Annotated in this window: 14 protein-coding genes; 8 read left to right on the forward strand and 6 right to left on the reverse strand. The window is 56.9% G+C overall.

The window, feature by feature from the left end; translation table 11 throughout:
* Window positions 1–17 precede the first annotated feature (17 nt).
* The 3 genes from HKD32_RS07120 to HKD32_RS07130 are packed head-to-tail and all read left to right on the forward strand — an operon-like array spanning window position 18 to window position 2,334.
* Window positions 18–911, forward strand: a complete 894-nt coding sequence (locus HKD32_RS07120; RefSeq protein ID WP_228118856.1) for a sulfurtransferase — start codon at window positions 18–20, stop codon at window positions 909–911.
* Window positions 908–2,125 (forward strand): cystathionine beta-lyase, encoded by a 1,218-nt coding sequence (metC, locus tag HKD32_RS07125; RefSeq protein WP_061933189.1) that lies wholly within the window; start codon window positions 908–910, stop codon window positions 2,123–2,125. The genes HKD32_RS07120 and metC overlap by 4 nt, the downstream gene beginning before the upstream one ends.
* Window positions 2,125–2,334, forward strand: a complete 210-nt coding sequence (locus HKD32_RS07130) for a hypothetical protein (protein ID WP_061933187.1) — start codon at window positions 2,125–2,127, stop codon at window positions 2,332–2,334. Before metC ends, HKD32_RS07130 begins: the two co-directional genes overlap by 1 nt.
* On the opposite strand, the gene HKD32_RS07135 is transcribed toward HKD32_RS07130, so the two are convergent.
* The 3 genes from HKD32_RS07135 to HKD32_RS07145 all read right to left on the reverse strand — a co-directional run bounded on the left by HKD32_RS07135 (window position 2,314) and on the right by HKD32_RS07145 (window position 6,002).
* Window positions 2,314–3,831, reverse strand: coding sequence for a YifB family Mg chelatase-like AAA ATPase (locus HKD32_RS07135; protein ID WP_194257777.1), 1,518 nt, complete (start codon window positions 3,829–3,831; stop codon window positions 2,314–2,316). The two genes, HKD32_RS07130 and HKD32_RS07135, sit on opposite strands and share 21 nt — an antisense overlap.
* A 36-nt stretch (window positions 3,832–3,867) precedes the next feature.
* Window positions 3,868–5,115, reverse strand: a complete 1,248-nt coding sequence (serA, locus tag HKD32_RS07140; protein WP_061933183.1) for a phosphoglycerate dehydrogenase — start codon at window positions 5,113–5,115, stop codon at window positions 3,868–3,870.
* Between the two features lie 92 nt (window positions 5,116–5,207).
* Entirely contained in the window at window positions 5,208–6,002 is a 795-nt protein-coding gene (locus HKD32_RS07145) for an inositol monophosphatase family protein (protein WP_061933181.1), read from the reverse strand.
* An 86-nt stretch (window positions 6,003–6,088) separates the two neighbouring features.
* Between HKD32_RS07145 and HKD32_RS07150 the strand changes: the two genes are divergently transcribed.
* Genes HKD32_RS07150 through smpB form a run of 4 tightly spaced genes read left to right on the forward strand, consistent with a single transcriptional unit; the run spans window position 6,089 to window position 9,101 of the window.
* A complete protein-coding gene (locus tag HKD32_RS07150; RefSeq protein WP_194257899.1) occupies window positions 6,089–6,814 on the forward strand; it encodes a 3-deoxy-manno-octulosonate cytidylyltransferase in 726 nt (241 codons plus the stop codon).
* Complete coding sequence (locus tag HKD32_RS07155) at window positions 6,814–7,650, forward strand: prephenate dehydratase (protein WP_061933177.1); 837 nt, start codon at window positions 6,814–6,816, stop codon at window positions 7,648–7,650. Before HKD32_RS07150 ends, HKD32_RS07155 begins: the two co-directional genes overlap by 1 nt.
* 23 nt (window positions 7,651–7,673) lie before the next feature.
* Window positions 7,674–8,597, forward strand: a complete 924-nt coding sequence (dapA, locus tag HKD32_RS07160) for a 4-hydroxy-tetrahydrodipicolinate synthase (protein WP_010501466.1) — start codon at window positions 7,674–7,676, stop codon at window positions 8,595–8,597.
* 9 nt (window positions 8,598–8,606) lie between these two features.
* A complete protein-coding gene (gene smpB / locus HKD32_RS07165; RefSeq protein ID WP_010501467.1) occupies window positions 8,607–9,101 on the forward strand; it encodes an SsrA-binding protein SmpB in 495 nt (164 codons plus the stop codon).
* A 147-nt stretch (window positions 9,102–9,248) separates the two neighbouring features.
* Here the strand turns inward: smpB and HKD32_RS15430 are convergent, their stop codons facing one another.
* On the reverse strand, window positions 9,249–9,953 hold the full coding sequence (locus tag HKD32_RS15430; protein WP_010501469.1) for a cold-shock protein: 705 nt from the start codon (window positions 9,951–9,953) through the stop codon (window positions 9,249–9,251).
* A gap of 277 nt (window positions 9,954–10,230) precedes the next feature.
* On the opposite strand from HKD32_RS15430, the gene HKD32_RS07175 reads away from it, so the two are divergent.
* Window positions 10,231–11,235, forward strand: coding sequence for a lipid A deacylase LpxR family protein (locus HKD32_RS07175; protein WP_061933174.1), 1,005 nt, complete (start codon window positions 10,231–10,233; stop codon window positions 11,233–11,235).
* Between the two features lie 43 nt (window positions 11,236–11,278).
* Here HKD32_RS07175 and HKD32_RS07180 read toward each other — a convergent pair whose 3' ends face one another.
* Together HKD32_RS07180 and recG are read right to left on the reverse strand one after the other, a co-directional pair.
* Window positions 11,279–12,571 carry a putative bifunctional diguanylate cyclase/phosphodiesterase gene (locus HKD32_RS07180; protein ID WP_228118857.1) on the reverse strand — a complete coding sequence of 431 codons (1,293 nt, stop codon included), beginning with the start codon at window positions 12,569–12,571 and terminating at the stop codon, window positions 11,279–11,281.
* A 473-nt stretch (window positions 12,572–13,044) separates the two neighbouring features.
* Window positions 13,045–15,147, reverse strand: coding sequence for an ATP-dependent DNA helicase RecG (recG, locus tag HKD32_RS07185; RefSeq protein ID WP_194257779.1), 2,103 nt, complete (start codon window positions 15,145–15,147; stop codon window positions 13,045–13,047).
* Window position 15,148: the final 1 nt, after the last annotated feature.

Here is a 15,148-nt window from a genome sequence, read left to right on the forward strand (position 1 = left end):
CAGGGACCTGCATATTCATGGCTGAACAGTCTGCCACGCTCTGGCGCCCCGCGCATCCCTCGACCTATGGTAGAGGAATGACGAATTCACCGCTTCTTGCCGCACAGGACCTCCTTGCAGGGACAACGGCTTACGTTCCGCTGGATGCCAGCGTTCTCCTGCCCGGTCAGAACGGGAATCCGGACGCTGCGTTCCGTGAGGCCCATATTCCGGGTGCACGTCGATTCGACATTGATGTCTTTACCGATCCGGAGAGCCGCCTGCCGCATACCGTTCCGGGTGCTGCCCGGTTTGCGCGTCTGATGGGTGAGCTTGGTCTGACCGAAGATACGCCGATCGTCTTTTATGATGGAAAGGGAAGTGTAGGAGCCTGTCGGGGCTGGTGGCTGGCGCGCCTGTTCGGGCACCGGAATGTCAGGATTCTGGATGGTGGTCTGGCTGCGTGGCGAGAAGCCGGAGGTACCATTGAGCAGGGCGACGCTGTGGCTGTTGAACCTGCCCACTACAGAACGCGTCCACGGTATGGCCTGTTAGCTGGAAGCGGCGATATTCTGGAAGCCTCCTCCCAGACGGTCGTGTTGGATGCCCGTAGTCATGGGCGTTTTACGGCGTCTGTGCCAGAGCCGAGACCGGGTGTGCGTGGCGGCCATATGGCGGGCGCTATCAGCATGGACTGGACACGACTTGTCGACGAGCATGGTCATTTCCTTCCGCCGGAAACGCTTCGCTCCTTGTTCGCACCGGTTGCCGGGCGGAGGGTGATTACAAGCTGTGGATCAGGACTGACAGCCGCAACACTTCTGGCTGGGCTGGCAATCGCCGGGCTGCCGGATGGCGCACTTTATGATGGGTCCTGGGCGGAATGGGGGAGTGATCCGGATGCGCCGATTGTGACGGGAGAACAGGCATGAGCGATCTCGAAACACGTGTCAGCGCGGGCTGGAACCGCTTGGCGTCAACCCTTGTACAGGGTGGGCGTGCAGAGGCCAGCGAGGGCGGAACACTGGTGAACCTGCCCGTATCGCGCGGTTCGACGGTCTTGTTTCCCACGCTTGAATCCATGAACCGGATGGATGGCCGCAGCCATGCCCACAAGGCGGTTTATGGCGCAATGGGAACACCGATTCAGCATGAACTTGAAGTGCTTCTGTCGGCGATTGAAGGTGGTACGCACACACAGGTTGTCAATTCCGGTCTGAGTGCCTGCACGACGCCGTTGCTGGCGTTTCTCGGGCAGGGCGACCATCTGCTTCTGCCCGATTCGGTCTATGGGCCAACGCGCCGCTTTGCTGACACCATGCTCAAACGTCTGGGCGTCAGCACAACGTACTATGCTCCGATGGCGACACGCGCAGAAATTGAAGCCCTGACCCGGCCTGAAACGCGCATCATTTTTGCTGAAAGCCCCGGCAGCCACACATTCGAAGTGCAGGACGTGCCAATGCTGGCGGATGTGGCCCATCAGGCAGGGGCGTTGCTATTCCTCGATAACACATGGGGAATCGGTGTTTTCCAGCCGTTCGAGCATGGGGTCGATGTGTCGATTCAGGCCCTGACGAAATATCCCGGGGGCCATTCGGACGTTATTATCGGCTCCATCACGGTCAATGATGAGGCGCATTGGAAGACCTTGCGGGATGCCTCCATCCAGCTTGGCCAGTGTGCCAGCCCGGATGACTGCTGGCTGACCCTGCGTGGTCTGCGAACCATGGGTGTGCGCCTCGCTCATCAGTCCCGTTCAGCACTTGAAATTGCTCAATGGCTAAAAACACGTCCGGAAGTGGCGCGCGTGCTGCATCCGGCTCTGGAAGACTGTCCGGGGCACAACATCTGGAAGCGTGATTTTACGGGTGCATGCGGGTTGTTCGGTGTTGAGCTTCAGCCGGACATCAGTGTCGTGGCTGCGGAGCGGATGATCGACGGTCTGAGCATGTTCGGGATCGGGGCCTCCTGGGGAGGCTACGAAAGCCTTGTGCTGCCCACGACCGGACATGTTCGCCGCGTGACGGGAGACGGTGGGCCAAAAGCGGCGACCTTCCGCCTGCATATCGGTCTGGAAAGCGTGGAGGATCTCAAGGCAGATCTGGCGCGCGGACTGGATGGTCTGGCAGGGGTGGATCAGTAATGCCAAGCAAGGAATGGATTATCTGGTGGGTCATGCTGGTGGGTTATGCCGTCATGACCGCAACCCTGTTGTACGGTTTCTGGCTGTACGGAACGGCGATGTTCCACCAGATCAATTTCTGGATCACGCTATTCATCATGGTCGCCATGATCCCGTCTTTTCGGGATCTGGGTCGACGGAAGAATGGATCAACGCCGCCGAAACCCTAAGGCTTCGGCAACGTGATGGCGTTGAATCTGCTGCGTGTCTTCCAGATCCGCAATGGTTCGGGAAACCCGCATCAGGCGTGTCAGTCCCCGATTGGAGAGGCGCATTTTCTCGGCGGCCTGTTCGGCCATGGAGCGAGCATCATCATCCATGACAAACAGGTCTGGTGAGACCTGAGCATTGCAAGCACCCTGCCGTTCGATCTGCCGTGCCCGCGCTTTTTCAACGCGGGCACGAACCGTCGCACTGTCTTCACCACGTGGTGCCCGGCTGATTTCGACAGGGGAGAGAGGGTCAATCTGTACGCAGATATCCATGCGATCGAGCATGGGGCCTGAGATTTTGGCACTGTAATCCTCACCGCAGCGAGGCGCTTTGCGACAACTGCGTTCCGGGTCTCCCAGATAGCCGCACCGGCAGGGATTCATCGCGGCAATAAACTGGAAACGGGCCGGATAAGTCGTGTGCTGGGCAGCGCGTGCGATGGAGATGGACCCCGTCTCAATAGGCTGACGCAGCGATTCCAGGCAGGAGCGGGAGAATTCGGGTAGTTCATCAAGAAACAGCACCCCGTTATGCGCCAGACTGACTTCACCGGGTCTTGCTTTCGCACCCCCACCGACCATGGCCGGGAGGCTCGCACTGTGATGCGGAGCACGATAAGACGGCCGAACCGTCAGGCGTCCCTCTTTCAAAAGACCGGAGACACTATGAATACGGCTGGTTTCCAGCATTTCTTCCGTTGTGAGATCCGGCAGAATACTTGGCAAACGACATGCCAGCATGGATTTTCCTGCGCCGGGCGGTCCACTCATGAGAACGGAATGTCCACCGGCGGCGGCAATCTCCAGAGCGCGTCGACCCAATGCCATACCTTTGACGTCTGCAAGGTCTGGCCCGTAATCGGGCGTGTAGCCCTGCGCCGGTGGAACAGGCGTCAGAACCTGTTCGCCTCGAAAATGGGAAACAAGCGCGAGCAATGTTTCTGGAGCCAGAATGTCATGATCTGGATTGCCCCAACGTGCTTCCGTACCCTGAAGCGAAGGACAGATCAGGCCTAGCCCCTCTGTCGCGGCACCCAGAGCGGCTGACAGAACACCGTTGATTGGATTAACACGCCCATCCAGAGACAATTCACCAACGGCGGCATAAGCAGACACGGCTTCGAACGGCAAAAGTCCCATCGCCACCAGCAGACCCAGGGCAATGGGAAGGTCAAAATGTGCGCCTTCCTTGATGAGGTCGGCGGGCACCAGATTGACCAGAATACGTTTGGGTGGAAGCGCGAGGCCCATCGCTGTCAGAGCGGCGCGAACGCGTTCGCGCGCTTCTCCAACAGATTTATCCGCCATGCCGACAACCAGAAACGCAGGCAAACCGGTAGAAACCTGAACTTCGACCGTGACCGGAACAGCTTCGATGCCTGAGAAGGCAAAGCTCTGGATACGGGCGAGAGTGGGGGTGGTCTTGGGAGGTGTGTTCTGGCCGGATGTCGTCATGGGACGAGATCGTAGCCAGAACATATTACTAGATGGTTAACGCTGGTAAATCAGGCGTGCACGGAGCGTACCATCCATAGCGCGCAGACCGTCCAGAAGCTGCTGATCCATGTCAGGGCCGGTCGATTCGGCTTCAACGACGACGTATCCGACTTCACCATCCGTTTGCAGATACTGTGCCGTCACATTGCAGTTCTCGGCTGCGAATAGCTCGTTGATCTGCCGCATGATGCCGGGACGGTTGGCATGAACGTGCATGAAACGCGTGCCACGTGGCCGCTCCGGAAGCTGTACGCTCGGAAAATTTACGGCACCAATGGTGGAGCCAACATCCGAATAGTCCACCAGCTTACGAGCGACTTCAACGCCAATCCGCTCCTGCGCTTCCATGGTGGAGCCGCCGATATGCGGGGTGAGAAGCACGTTTTCCAGACCCTGAAGCGGGGCAACAAAACGCTCGCCAGCAATCTTCGGTTCGACCGGGAAAACGTCCACACCTGCGCCCATGAGGTGGCCGTCCTTGAGAGCAGCAGCCAGCGCCTCCAGGTCCACGACATTACCGCGCGCGTTGTTGAGCAGGATGGAGTTGGGCTTCATTGCCCGGATTTCAGCTTCGCCAATCAGCAGATCCGTGTCCGGTGTTTGCGGAACATGGAGCGTCACGACATCCGACTGAGCCAGAAGATCTTTCAGCGTGGCAACAGCAACTGCATTGCCATGGGGAAGACGTGGCATGATATCGTAGTACAGGACGCGCATACCGAAGGCTTCGGCCAGAACGGAAAGCTGCGAGCCGATCGAACCGTAACCGACAATGCCGAGCGTCTTTCCGCGAACTTCCCAGGCATTGATGGCAGACTTGTCCCACCCACCCTGATGGCACTGTTCGGAACGGGAGGGGATGCGGCGCATCAGCATGACAACTTCGCCCATCACCAGCTCGGCGACGGAACGTGTGTTGCTATAGGGGGCGTTGAAGACCGGGATACCGGCCATGCGAGCAGCTTCCAGATCAACCTGGTTCGTTCCGATGCAGAAGCAGCCAATCGCCATGAGGCGATCAGCGGATTCAAGAACCTCTCTCGTTAGCTGCGTGCGGCTCCGGATGCCGACCATATGCACGCCCTGGAGTGCTTCCTTGAGAGCATCGCCTTCAAGGGCGCCTTTCAGGCGTGTGACCTCTGCATAACCCTGCACATTGAAATGCTCGACAGCACTCTCATGGATGCCTTCAAGCAGGAGAATGCGGATCTTGTTCTTGGGGAGAGAGAATTGCGCGTCCATATTTCCATCCCGGTCCTGAACCGGAAGGCTCCGGCTCTCATTCCAACCTGTCCCGGCCCATGATCACCGGGGCGTCATGCCTAACGCATCGTTCACAAATGGGAAAGGTGGCTCACGATCTCTGGAAGCAGGGCAGGGTTGCCACAGGCCAGAACCGTTCCATCGCTCTCCAGGCTGAGGGGCTGGCCCTGCCAGTCCGTGATGCTACCGCCCGCACCCTCGATAACGGGCACCAGAGCGCCCCAGTCCCAAGGGTTCATCGTGCATTCCGCAATGACGTCAATCTGTCCGAGCGCCAGCAATCCGTAGGCGTAGCAGTCCCCGCCCCAAGATGTGCGGCGGACGTGCTTCTGGAGATTGGTAAAGCGCGGCGTATGGGCAGGGGTCATGATTTCCGGAGAGGTGCAGGACAGTTCGGCCTCTTTCAATTCCGGGCAGAGGCGTGTCCCGATTTCTCCAGGAAGGCGATCTGAGACGAAGCGGGTCTCCTGTCCTGCAACACCAATCCAGCGTTCTCCGGTCAGTGGCTGATCAATCAGACCCAGCACCGGACGGCCTTTATGGAAGAGCGAAATCAGGGTGCCGAAGGTGGGCCGCCCCGTCAGGAAGGCGCGGGTTCCGTCAATCGGGTCCAGAACCCAGAGCCAGTCGCCTTTATGCCCACTCATGCCGCTTTCTTCGCCAAGGATGGCATGGTCTGGAAGAGCCTCTTCCAGAATGGTTCGCATGACCTTTTCCGCAGCACGATCGGCCACGGTGACGGGGCTGTCATCGGACTTCGCATCGGCCTGTAAAGATGTCCGGAAATGGGGGATGACAGTCCTGCGGGCAGCATCAGCACAGGCTTCGGCGACGGCGAGCGCAGTGTTCAGAACTGTTTCAGTCATATTTTCCTTCAATTTCTTTCAGTAATACTCACAGAAAACCCAGAGTGAGATTGACGCCCGATCAGGTGGGCGGCATCAGAAGGGCCATGCGTCCGATCATCGTCATTCCCTCCAGACTTGCCTCGACCCGACTTCCACGCAAGCCCCTTGCAGATATTGGCGGTCTTCCCATGATTGTCCGTGTTGCGAAACGGGCTCTTGAAGCAAAAATTGGGAAAGTAGTGGTCGCCGCTGGGAATCAGGAGATTCTCGATGCCGTCAGTGAACTGGAAGGCGTTCAGGGTGTCCTGACCGACTCGTCCCTGGCCAGCGGTTCGGACCGTGTCCACGCCGCGCTTCAGCAGGTGGACCCCGATGGCGAGCATGATGTTGTCATCAATCTTCAGGGCGATTTGCCTCTCATTGAGCCTGCCAGCCTCACGGCTGTTCTTGAGCCTCTCAAACAGGGCGATTTCGATATCGGGACATTGGCCGCGCCTGTACAGAGCGAATGGGAGCGGAATGCCGAGCAGGTGGTGAAAATCGCCTGTGATTTTGGGACCGCTTCTGTCGCACGGGCTCTCTATTTTTCACGTCTGCCGATCCCATGGGGCGCTGGTCTGCACTGGCACCATGTTGGAGTTTACGCGTGGCGACGGCAGGCGCTTGAACGCTTTGTGTCTTTGCCTCCATCGGCGCTTGAGCGCCGGGAAAGCCTTGAGCAGCTTCGGGCGCTGGAAGCCGGGATGACCATTGGATGCGCACGTATTGAACATGCGCCACAGGGCGTTGATACGCCACAAGATCTGGAACGAGTGAAGGAGTTGGTCTGATGCCGGTCATTGCTTTTCAGGGGCAGCCTGGCGCCTATTCAGACCTCGCGTGCCGTCAGGCCTGTCCGGGCTGGATCACGCTCCCATGCGCAAGTTTCGCAGCTGCGATTGAGGCTGTTCATGATGGACGCGCAGACGAAGCTCTGCTGGCTTGTGAGAACTCGCTCGCCGGGCGTGTGCCGGACATTCATTCCCTGCTGCCCGAGGCTGGCCTGCACATTGTAGGAGAGCATTTCCAGCGCGTTGAGCACTGCCTTCTTGCTGTTCCGGGGACTGAAATCTCAGATATCCGCCGCTTGCATACGCATCCCGTGGCACTTGGGCAGGTTCGCAAGCTCATTCGTGAGCTGAATCTGGAAGCCGTCCCGGAGTTTGACACCGCTGGAGCTGCCGAACTGGTGGCCAAATGGGGTCGCAAAGAGGATGCAGCAATTGCGTCCTCCCTTGCCGGTGAACTCAACGGCCTGACCGTTCTAAGGCGGAATGTGGAAGATGCGGCGCATAACACCACGCGATTTTACCGAGTGGCGCCTGTACCGAATTTTCCAGATGTGAGTCGGAACGATACGCTGACCACGCTTCTGATGCGGGTCGGAAATACGGCAGGTGCGCTTTACGCGGCATTGGGTGGATTTTCGCGGCATGGTATAAACATGACCCGAATTGAGAGCTACATGCTGAACGGCTCTTTCACGGCGACGCAGTTCCTGATGGATGTCGAAGGACATCCGGAGCAGCCTGCGCTTGCAGCCGCTTTGAAAGAACTGGAGCAGGCCAGCGACAATTTGAAGATTCTGGGTGCATACCCACGCAGTCTTGCTCGTTCCGGCACATGACGCTGACGGATCGGAAGAGCAGGATGGAACGCATGATGAGCAGAGGCGAGACGATGGTGGAGACGGGCATGTACAAGGGGTCGCTGACGGCTCTGGTTACCCCGATGGATACGGATGGACGTATCGATTTCGGTGTGGCGACAAAGCTCATCGAGCGCCAGATCAAAGCCGGTACCAGTGGTCTTGTTCCCGCAGGGACCACCGGTGAAAGCCCGACTTTGTCTCATGAAGAGCATGGTCAGATCATCGCGCACTGCGTCGAGACATCCAATGGGCGCGTGCCTGTTATGGCGGGTGCGGGTTCAAACAGCACCTCCGAAGCTGTGCAGATGGCAAAGCATGCTCACTCGGTGGGCGCGAATAGCCTGCTGGTTGTCGTGCCCTATTACAATAAGCCGACGCAGGAAGGGCTTTACCGCCATTTCATGACGATTGCGGATGCAACGCCACTGCCGATGTACCTGTATTGCATTCCCGGTCGTTCCGTCGTGGATCTGACGCCAGAAACACTTGGCCGTCTGGGCGAGCATCAGAATATCGTGGGTGTGAAGGACGCTACGGCCAACATGGCACGGCCGATTGCTGTGCGTCGGAACGTGAAGAAGCCGCTTAACCAGTTGTCTGGTGACGACAATACGGTTGTTTCGTTCCTTGCTGCTGGTGGTGATGGCTGCATCGGCGTGACGTCCAATGTTGTGCCGGATCTGTGTGCACAGATGCATGCGGCCTGGAATGAAGGGCGCGTGCAGGACGCGATCGCCCTTCAGGATCGGCTGTCTCCGTTGCATGACGCCATGTTTATGGAAAGCAACCCGGGGCCAGTGAAATACGCTATGTCCAGACTGGGACTGTGCACAGCCACGCTGCGTTTGCCGCTGGTTGAGCCTCAGGATGCAACGCGCAAGGCAATCGACGCAGCCCTGCGTTCTCTCGATCTATTGGACTGATATTTCTAAATGGCCGGAAAAAAAGAGAAGAGCGGCATGATCTCTCATGGGATCGTCGCTCAGAACCGTAAAGGCCGGTTCGATTATACGATTCTTGAAACGACGGAAGCGGGTATCGTTCTGAAAGGTCCTGAGGTGAAAAGCCTCAGATTAGGTCGTTCAACGATCACGGAAGCCTATGCTGCTGAACGTGACGGCGAGATCTGGCTCTTCAATGCCTATATTCCTGAGTATCAGGGCGGTGTTCTGTCTCGTTTCGAGCCAAGAGCGCCTCGTAAGCTTCTGATGCACAAAAAGCAGATTGCCCATTACCTGTCTGCTGTAACGCGGGCGGGCGCTTCTCTCGTGCCTTTGGATATTCACTTCAACGACCGTGGAGTCGCGAAAGTAACGATCGGATTAGGGCAGGGCCGCAAGAAAGAGGACAAGCGTCACGCGATTGCAGAGCGCGACTGGCAGCGTGACAAGGCGCGCCTGATCCGCAGCAAGGGCAGGGATTATTAAATCTTCGGTAGCGCCAGTTTTTTTGAAACACTAACCAAATTACTTTTTTGTCTCGCTAAACAGCATATTAGACAGAAACAAAAAAAACCGCTGTGGACTTGGTCCACAGCGGTTTTTCTATTCGTTCAGCAAAGCGCTGAAGGGAGATCAGTCAGCGCTGATGACAGCAGCTTCCGGACCCTTCTGACCCTGAACAACCTTGACGTTAATCGTCTGGCCTTCGTCGAGGGTTGCAAGCTGGGAACGCTCAAGAGCGGAAGCGTGGACGAAAATGTCCTTGCCACCGGAGTCAGGTGTGATGAAGCCGAAGCCCTTCGTGGAGTTGTACCACTTCACGGTGCCGCGGATGTCCTGTGCGTCGGACAGGTCAGGAGCCGGACGGCCCGGACGAGCGGACGGACCACCAAAGCGCGGCTGCTGCGGAGCGCCGAACTGAGCGCGCGGACGCGGTGCTTCAGCCGTGCTTTCGTCAACGGAAAGAACTTCCGCAACCTGGCGACCCTTCGGGCCCTGACCGATGCGAACAACAACGGTTGCGCCCGGGTTGACGCTGCTTACACCAGCGTTGCCAAGAGCGTTGGCGTGCAGGAACACATCCCCGGAGCCGTCAGCGAGTTCCACGAAGCCGAAGCCCTTCTCCGTGTTGAACCACTTAACGCGTGAGCTGATTTCTGGGCCGGATGCTGTGACGAAGCTGCTGCCAGCGCCGCCACGGCGAGGGGCGCCGAAGCCACCACCACCGCCGCCACCGAAGCCACCACGGTCACCATAGGACGGCTGGGACGAATAGTCCCCGTCAAACCCGCCGCGGCGAGGTGAGTTAAAGCTGCGGTCGGTTCTGTTGTTTCTCAACGGTCTAATCCCGAGACTGGGGCGCCACGAAGGGGGTCAATTCCCTGCCGTGACGTATTTCAAAAAAGGTGAGTTCAGCGCCAGCGCCTTCCTCTAAGAGAATCACTAGCATGGTTTTTTGCCCTCCTGCCACAACGAAAGTGAGAGAAGCGCCCAACTCGCGCGGATTTTAAGATTGTCACGCCTGCTGGAAGGCTTTGCTTCACAGCCCGGAGATGACATACAGACGCATTATAAATGCCCCAGATCCTGATCGTTCGCGAGAACAGAGGTGCCTATGCAGACCCGACTGACTCTTTCCCTCGGGGCCACAGCCCTGCTTGCACTGGCCTCTTCGTCCGCCATGGCGACCCCTCTTCAGGATCCCTACGGGACCTGGACGATCCAAGGTGAAAACGATGCAGTTTCAACGCTCAAGGGAACGTCGGATCAGTATTACACCTCGGGTCTGCGTATCAACTGGACATCGGGCACGGACAATCTGCCGCTTCCGTTTGCGAATCTGAATCACTTCCTGATGGGTAATGGTCAGCAGCGCATCAGTATCGGGCTTCAGCAGTTGATCATGACGCCCCGTGAAACCCAGATGGCTCAGCCACCGCAGGGAGACCGTCCATACGCCGGTCTTCTGTTGGGAACTGTTAATCTCATTAACGATACGGATCTGTCCCGTACGGTTATGGGAATCCAGTTTGGTGTCATGGGCCCGGCAGGTTTGGGACGCCAGGTTCAGAACGGTTTCCACAATCTGATCAGTGATACGCCGAACAAAGGCTGGAGCCACCAGTTGGCCAACCAGCCGATCATGCAGATTCAGGCAGGACGTATCTGGCGTTTGCCGATCGTGAATCTCTATGGCGTCGGGATGGATGTTCTTCCTGCCGTATCTGGCGCAGCAGGTGACTATCGTACGTATGCTGATGCGGCCGCGACTTTCCGTATCGGTCAGGGTCTGAACAGTGATTTTGGAAACTCGACAATTGGCCCAGGAACGGATGGAACGGATGCCTTCCGTGCAACCCGTCCTTTGGCGTGGTATTTCTACGCTGGTGTCGAAGGTCAGGCTGTAGGGTACGACTCCAGCCTTCAGGGCAGCACAGTGCGTGCGAATGCTCCGCATGTCGACAAAGTCTGGGATGTGGGTGAAATTCATGCCGGTGTGGCTGTGATGTGGCACGGCGTTCGACTGTCCTACAGCCAGAACTGGCAGACGGCTCAATTCAAGACTCAGAAGGCAGGACTGTTCAATTACGGATCACTGAAACTGTCCGTGAAATTCTGATCTGATTTGGATCATTTTGAAGCCCCGGTTCTCCGGGGTTTTTTTATGCGGGGCGAGAGAGAGGCTGTGTCTGGTCTAGAACGGGTGAGCCTAGCAGGTATCCCTGTACTTCCTCGCAGCCGTAGGCGTCCAGAAACGCCATCTGATATTCGGTTTCCACGCCTTTTGCGCAGGTTGTGATGTTCAGGGCGCGAGCCAGAGCCAGAACAGAAGACATCACATCATTGGCGCGATCATTTTCACCCAGCCCCTTGATGAAGCCTCTGTCGAGCTTGATCTGATCAAGTGGATAAAATCGTAGGCGCTCCAGAGAAGAATGGCCTGAGCCAAAGTCATCCAGAGCAAGTCTTACACCGAGTGCACGAACACGCGCTAATTCGCGGAATGTAATGTCTTCTGGCCCAAAAAAACGAGATTCAGACATTTCTATCTGAAGACGGTTAGGGGCAAGACCAGTCTCCTGCAGGATTTCTGCAATGAGTTTCGAAAGCCTTTCGCTTGCCAGCCAGACGGGAGAAATATTGACGCAGACCCGGTAAGGCTTTTCCCACTGTGCCGCTGCCTTGCACGCATGTCGAAGACTCCAGGTATCCAAAACCTCTACCATTCCGGCTTCTTCAGCGCATCGAATGAAAAGTTCAGGCGAAACCTCACCATGACTGGGTCTGTTCCATCTGAGTAGAGCCTCATGGGCAATCACTCTCTGGGACGCTGTATCGACGATCGGCATCCATTTCAGGAACAGGGCATTTTTCTCGGCGGCTTGGGCGAGGTCCTGCTCAAGACTGGAGGATTGAAGATGAAGTTCTGTTTTTTCTGTTGAGGCGCGTCTTTCATGTCCGCCACCAGTTCTCTGTGCTTCGACCAATGCTGCCTTGGCACCTGTCAGCAGAGCTTCAACAGATTTTCCATCTTCGGGAAACATGCCCCAGCCGACGGAAAGAGAAAAAGGAAGGGACATTTCTGCAAGACAGATGGGTTTGTTTGATATGTGCAGGATCGATGTCATAAGAGACCGCGTCGTCACTGCTGTGTGACCCGGTGGTGTGAGAACGACGAAATTACCTCCGCCCATGCTGCCGAAAAAACTGCCTTGAGGGAGAAGATTAGCAACGCGGTTGATAATCTCTTCAAGCATGTGATCCGCGGTATCCCAGCCATATCTTTCGTTGATGAAAGACAGGTGATCGAGATTGAACCAGATCAGTCCAAAGTTTGCGCGCTTCGTAAGATCTTTTGTTTGGTCAATATGGGATTGAATGGCTTCGAGGGTTTGTAGTCGATTAGGCATGGCGAAAGGGGAGTTTTCGACAGGGCTACGTATCAGTTCGGCCATGTCCTCGAGTACAGCGTCGCTGGAAGAATGAAATTTGGTTTCATCATTTGCGAATATCAAAAGAGCTATCTGTCGCGGAGACGCAGGATTGCCGATGGCTACGCCGTGGATACTGTGGCCGCCCTCGGTTTTGAATTTCACGACTGAAGAAGAATGAAATAGGTCAGAAAATGGGAAATTTTGAACCTGATCCGAAAAAGATGGACCAATACGGGAAATCTCTACAGGCAAAGCTGTAGTAGTGGAAAAATTGTAGACGGCTGCCGATGATACTCCGGTAATAGCGAGAGCCACTCTGAGAATGGGTTGATAACTGGCAGGCATGTTTCCAGTTGAAAGAGAGGCCGCATGCCGATCTGTACCAGTTAACGTCATACTTTAATGCCCAGTATTCTGAAGCCGTTGTAACCATCTGAAGTAGAAAAAGTTCCTTCTTCAGACGCTTGGATTACACACTTATCTTTAACGATCTTCTAACCAGAGATCAAAAGTCGGTCTGGTTCGTTGCGATCAAAAAGAAACAGAAGGGTCCGAAGCGCCGCTCCTCGAGATCCTTCAAGGTGAGGGTTTCGGCCGAGTTCTCGTTCGGAGTCCTGCTGCATGGCGGTTACCAGAAGAGACAGGCGTGCACCTTGAGCCAGACGAAAGCCGGGAAGGCCAGATTGGCGATTTCCTGCAAGGTCTCCACCGCCGCGAATCCGGTAATCTTCGTCAGCAATCATAAATCCATCGTTTGTGTCGCGTAAAAGGGTGAGGCGTTTGACGGCAGTTGGCGTAGCCATGCCATCATGAAGCAGCAAGCAGAACGATTTTTTTGCCCCCCTTCCGACGCGTCCGCGCAATTGATGAAGCTGAGCCAACCCAAATCGTTCGGCCTGTTCGATCACCATGACGGAGGCATTCGGGATGTCCACACCCACTTCGATTACAGTGGTTGCAACCAGAATGCGGGTTTCTCCCAGGCGGAAAGCTTCAAGAGCGGCCTGGCGGATTGCGATATCCTGTTTGCCATGCGCTAGCCCGACGATACCGGGAAAGCGTTCGCTCAACATGGCCCATCGCTCTTCGGCGGCAGCGGCGGATTGGGTTTCGCTATTCTCAATCAACGGGCAGACCCAGAAAACCTGTACATTATCTGCAATCGCACGGGAGATGGCAGCGAGAATTTCCGGCATTGCTTCCATACTGTGCAGCGTTGTGCGGATTGGCTGACGTCCTGCTGGTTTTGAATCCAGACGACTGACGCTCATTTCGCCCCATTCCATCAACTGGAGTGTTCGGGGAATAGGCGTAGCCGTCATGACCAGAATGTCTGTGGCCTCGCCCTTGGCGCTGAGGTTCATCCGCTGTTCAACGCCAAACCGATGCTGCTCGTCGATGACTGCCAGCCCGAGATCCGCGAAAGTGACGCCGTCCTGAAAAAGGGCATGTGTCCCGATAACGATTTTGGCCGTTCCATCGGCGATTGCGGCCAGCGTTTCCCGGCGTGCTGCACCCTTGATGGTCCCGCTCAGATACACGCATTCGGTCGGACAAAGGCGGGAAAGGGTCTCGAAATGCTGGCGGGCCAAAATTTCCGTTGGAGCCATAAGTGCAGCCTGAGCGCCGGATTCCACAGCTTGAAGCATGGCATTCATGGCGACGAATGTCTTACCCGCTCCCACATCGCCTTGAAGAAGGCGCATCATGGGCGTGGGCGACGCCATGTCTTTCAGGATTTCCGCGATGGCGCGTGATTGTGCCTCCGTGGGGGGGTAACCAAAGCGACGGCTGAGTTCGGCGCGGAGTGTGCCATCTCCCGGCATGCTTCGGCCCGACCGGCTGCGGGCTTTGAGGCGTGCGAGGCCAAAACAGAGCTGGTCAGCTAGAAGTTCGTCGGCTGCAAGGCGGGTCAAAGCTCTCTCACGCAGAGGCGCCCATTCCACATCAGCAGGACTGTTTTCCGGCGCCTGTATGAGCCTGAGGGCTTGTGAAAAGGACAGCCAACGTCGTTTGCGAACAAGAGCCGGATCCTGCCATTCGGGAAAATCTGGCAGGAGGGCCAGAGCAGCCTTCATGGCCTTGCGTACCGTGTAGGGAAACAGGCCAGCCGTCAGGGGCCAGACGGGCTCAAGTCGGGGAAAACTGTCCCGCTTACTCCAGCTTGTAACGTGATCTGGCTGCGGCATGGTCAGTTCGCCCTGAAAGCGGCTGGTTTTGCCGGACACAAGGAGTTCCGCACCTACAGTCGGGGCTGGCATATTCTTCTGCTGGAAGAAAACCAGATCCAGCCGTCCCGTATCGTCTTCCGTGCGGATGACGGAGGGCTGTCCGGGGCGTGCAGCTTTGCGCATCGAAACGACACGGACACGCGTTGTCAGGATTTCTCCGGGCGCGAGATTGTGTCCGGCGGCAACTGTGCGCAGAATGCGCCGATCAACGATCCGCTCGGGAAGAGTGAACAGCAGGTCCAGGACGCGCCGTCCGCCTGCGATCTTTTCCAGCAGACTGGCATGTCGCGGCCCGATACCGGGCAGGGACGTCAGGGGTGCGAAGAGCGGGGCAAGAAGATCTGGAGACGGCTGTTCGGACTGCATT

The sequence above is a fragment of the Gluconobacter japonicus genome (genome assembly GCF_015244665.1).
Lineage (GTDB): Bacteria > Pseudomonadota > Alphaproteobacteria > Acetobacterales > Acetobacteraceae > Gluconobacter > Gluconobacter japonicus.

Coding starts and splice junctions, on each gene's coding strand:
- dapA (WP_010501466.1), top strand. CDS start 7,674: ATGGAACGCATGATGAGCAGAGGCGAGACGATGGTGGAGACGGGCATG.
- metC (WP_061933189.1), top strand. CDS start 908: ATGAGCGATCTCGAAACACGTGTCAGCGCGGGCTGGAACCGCTTGGCG.
- HKD32_RS07145 (WP_061933181.1), bottom strand. CDS start 6,002: ATGACTGAAACAGTTCTGAACACTGCGCTCGCCGTCGCCGAAGCCTGT.
- HKD32_RS07135 (WP_194257777.1), bottom strand. CDS start 3,831: ATGACGACATCCGGCCAGAACACACCTCCCAAGACCACCCCCACTCTC.
- HKD32_RS07175 (WP_061933174.1), top strand. CDS start 10,231: ATGCAGACCCGACTGACTCTTTCCCTCGGGGCCACAGCCCTGCTTGCA.
- smpB (WP_010501467.1), top strand. CDS start 8,607: ATGGCCGGAAAAAAAGAGAAGAGCGGCATGATCTCTCATGGGATCGTC.
- HKD32_RS07150 (WP_194257899.1), top strand. CDS start 6,089: ATGCGTCCGATCATCGTCATTCCCTCCAGACTTGCCTCGACCCGACTT.
- serA (WP_061933183.1), bottom strand. CDS start 5,115: ATGGACGCGCAATTCTCTCTCCCCAAGAACAAGATCCGCATTCTCCTG.
- HKD32_RS07130 (WP_061933187.1), top strand. CDS start 2,125: ATGCCAAGCAAGGAATGGATTATCTGGTGGGTCATGCTGGTGGGTTAT.
- HKD32_RS07155 (WP_061933177.1), top strand. CDS start 6,814: ATGCCGGTCATTGCTTTTCAGGGGCAGCCTGGCGCCTATTCAGACCTC.
- HKD32_RS07120 (WP_228118856.1), top strand. CDS start 18: ATGGCTGAACAGTCTGCCACGCTCTGGCGCCCCGCGCATCCCTCGACC.
- recG (WP_194257779.1), bottom strand. CDS start 15,147: ATGCAGTCCGAACAGCCGTCTCCAGATCTTCTTGCCCCGCTCTTCGCA.
- HKD32_RS07180 (WP_228118857.1), bottom strand. CDS start 12,571: ATGGCCGAACTGATACGTAGCCCTGTCGAAAACTCCCCTTTCGCCATG.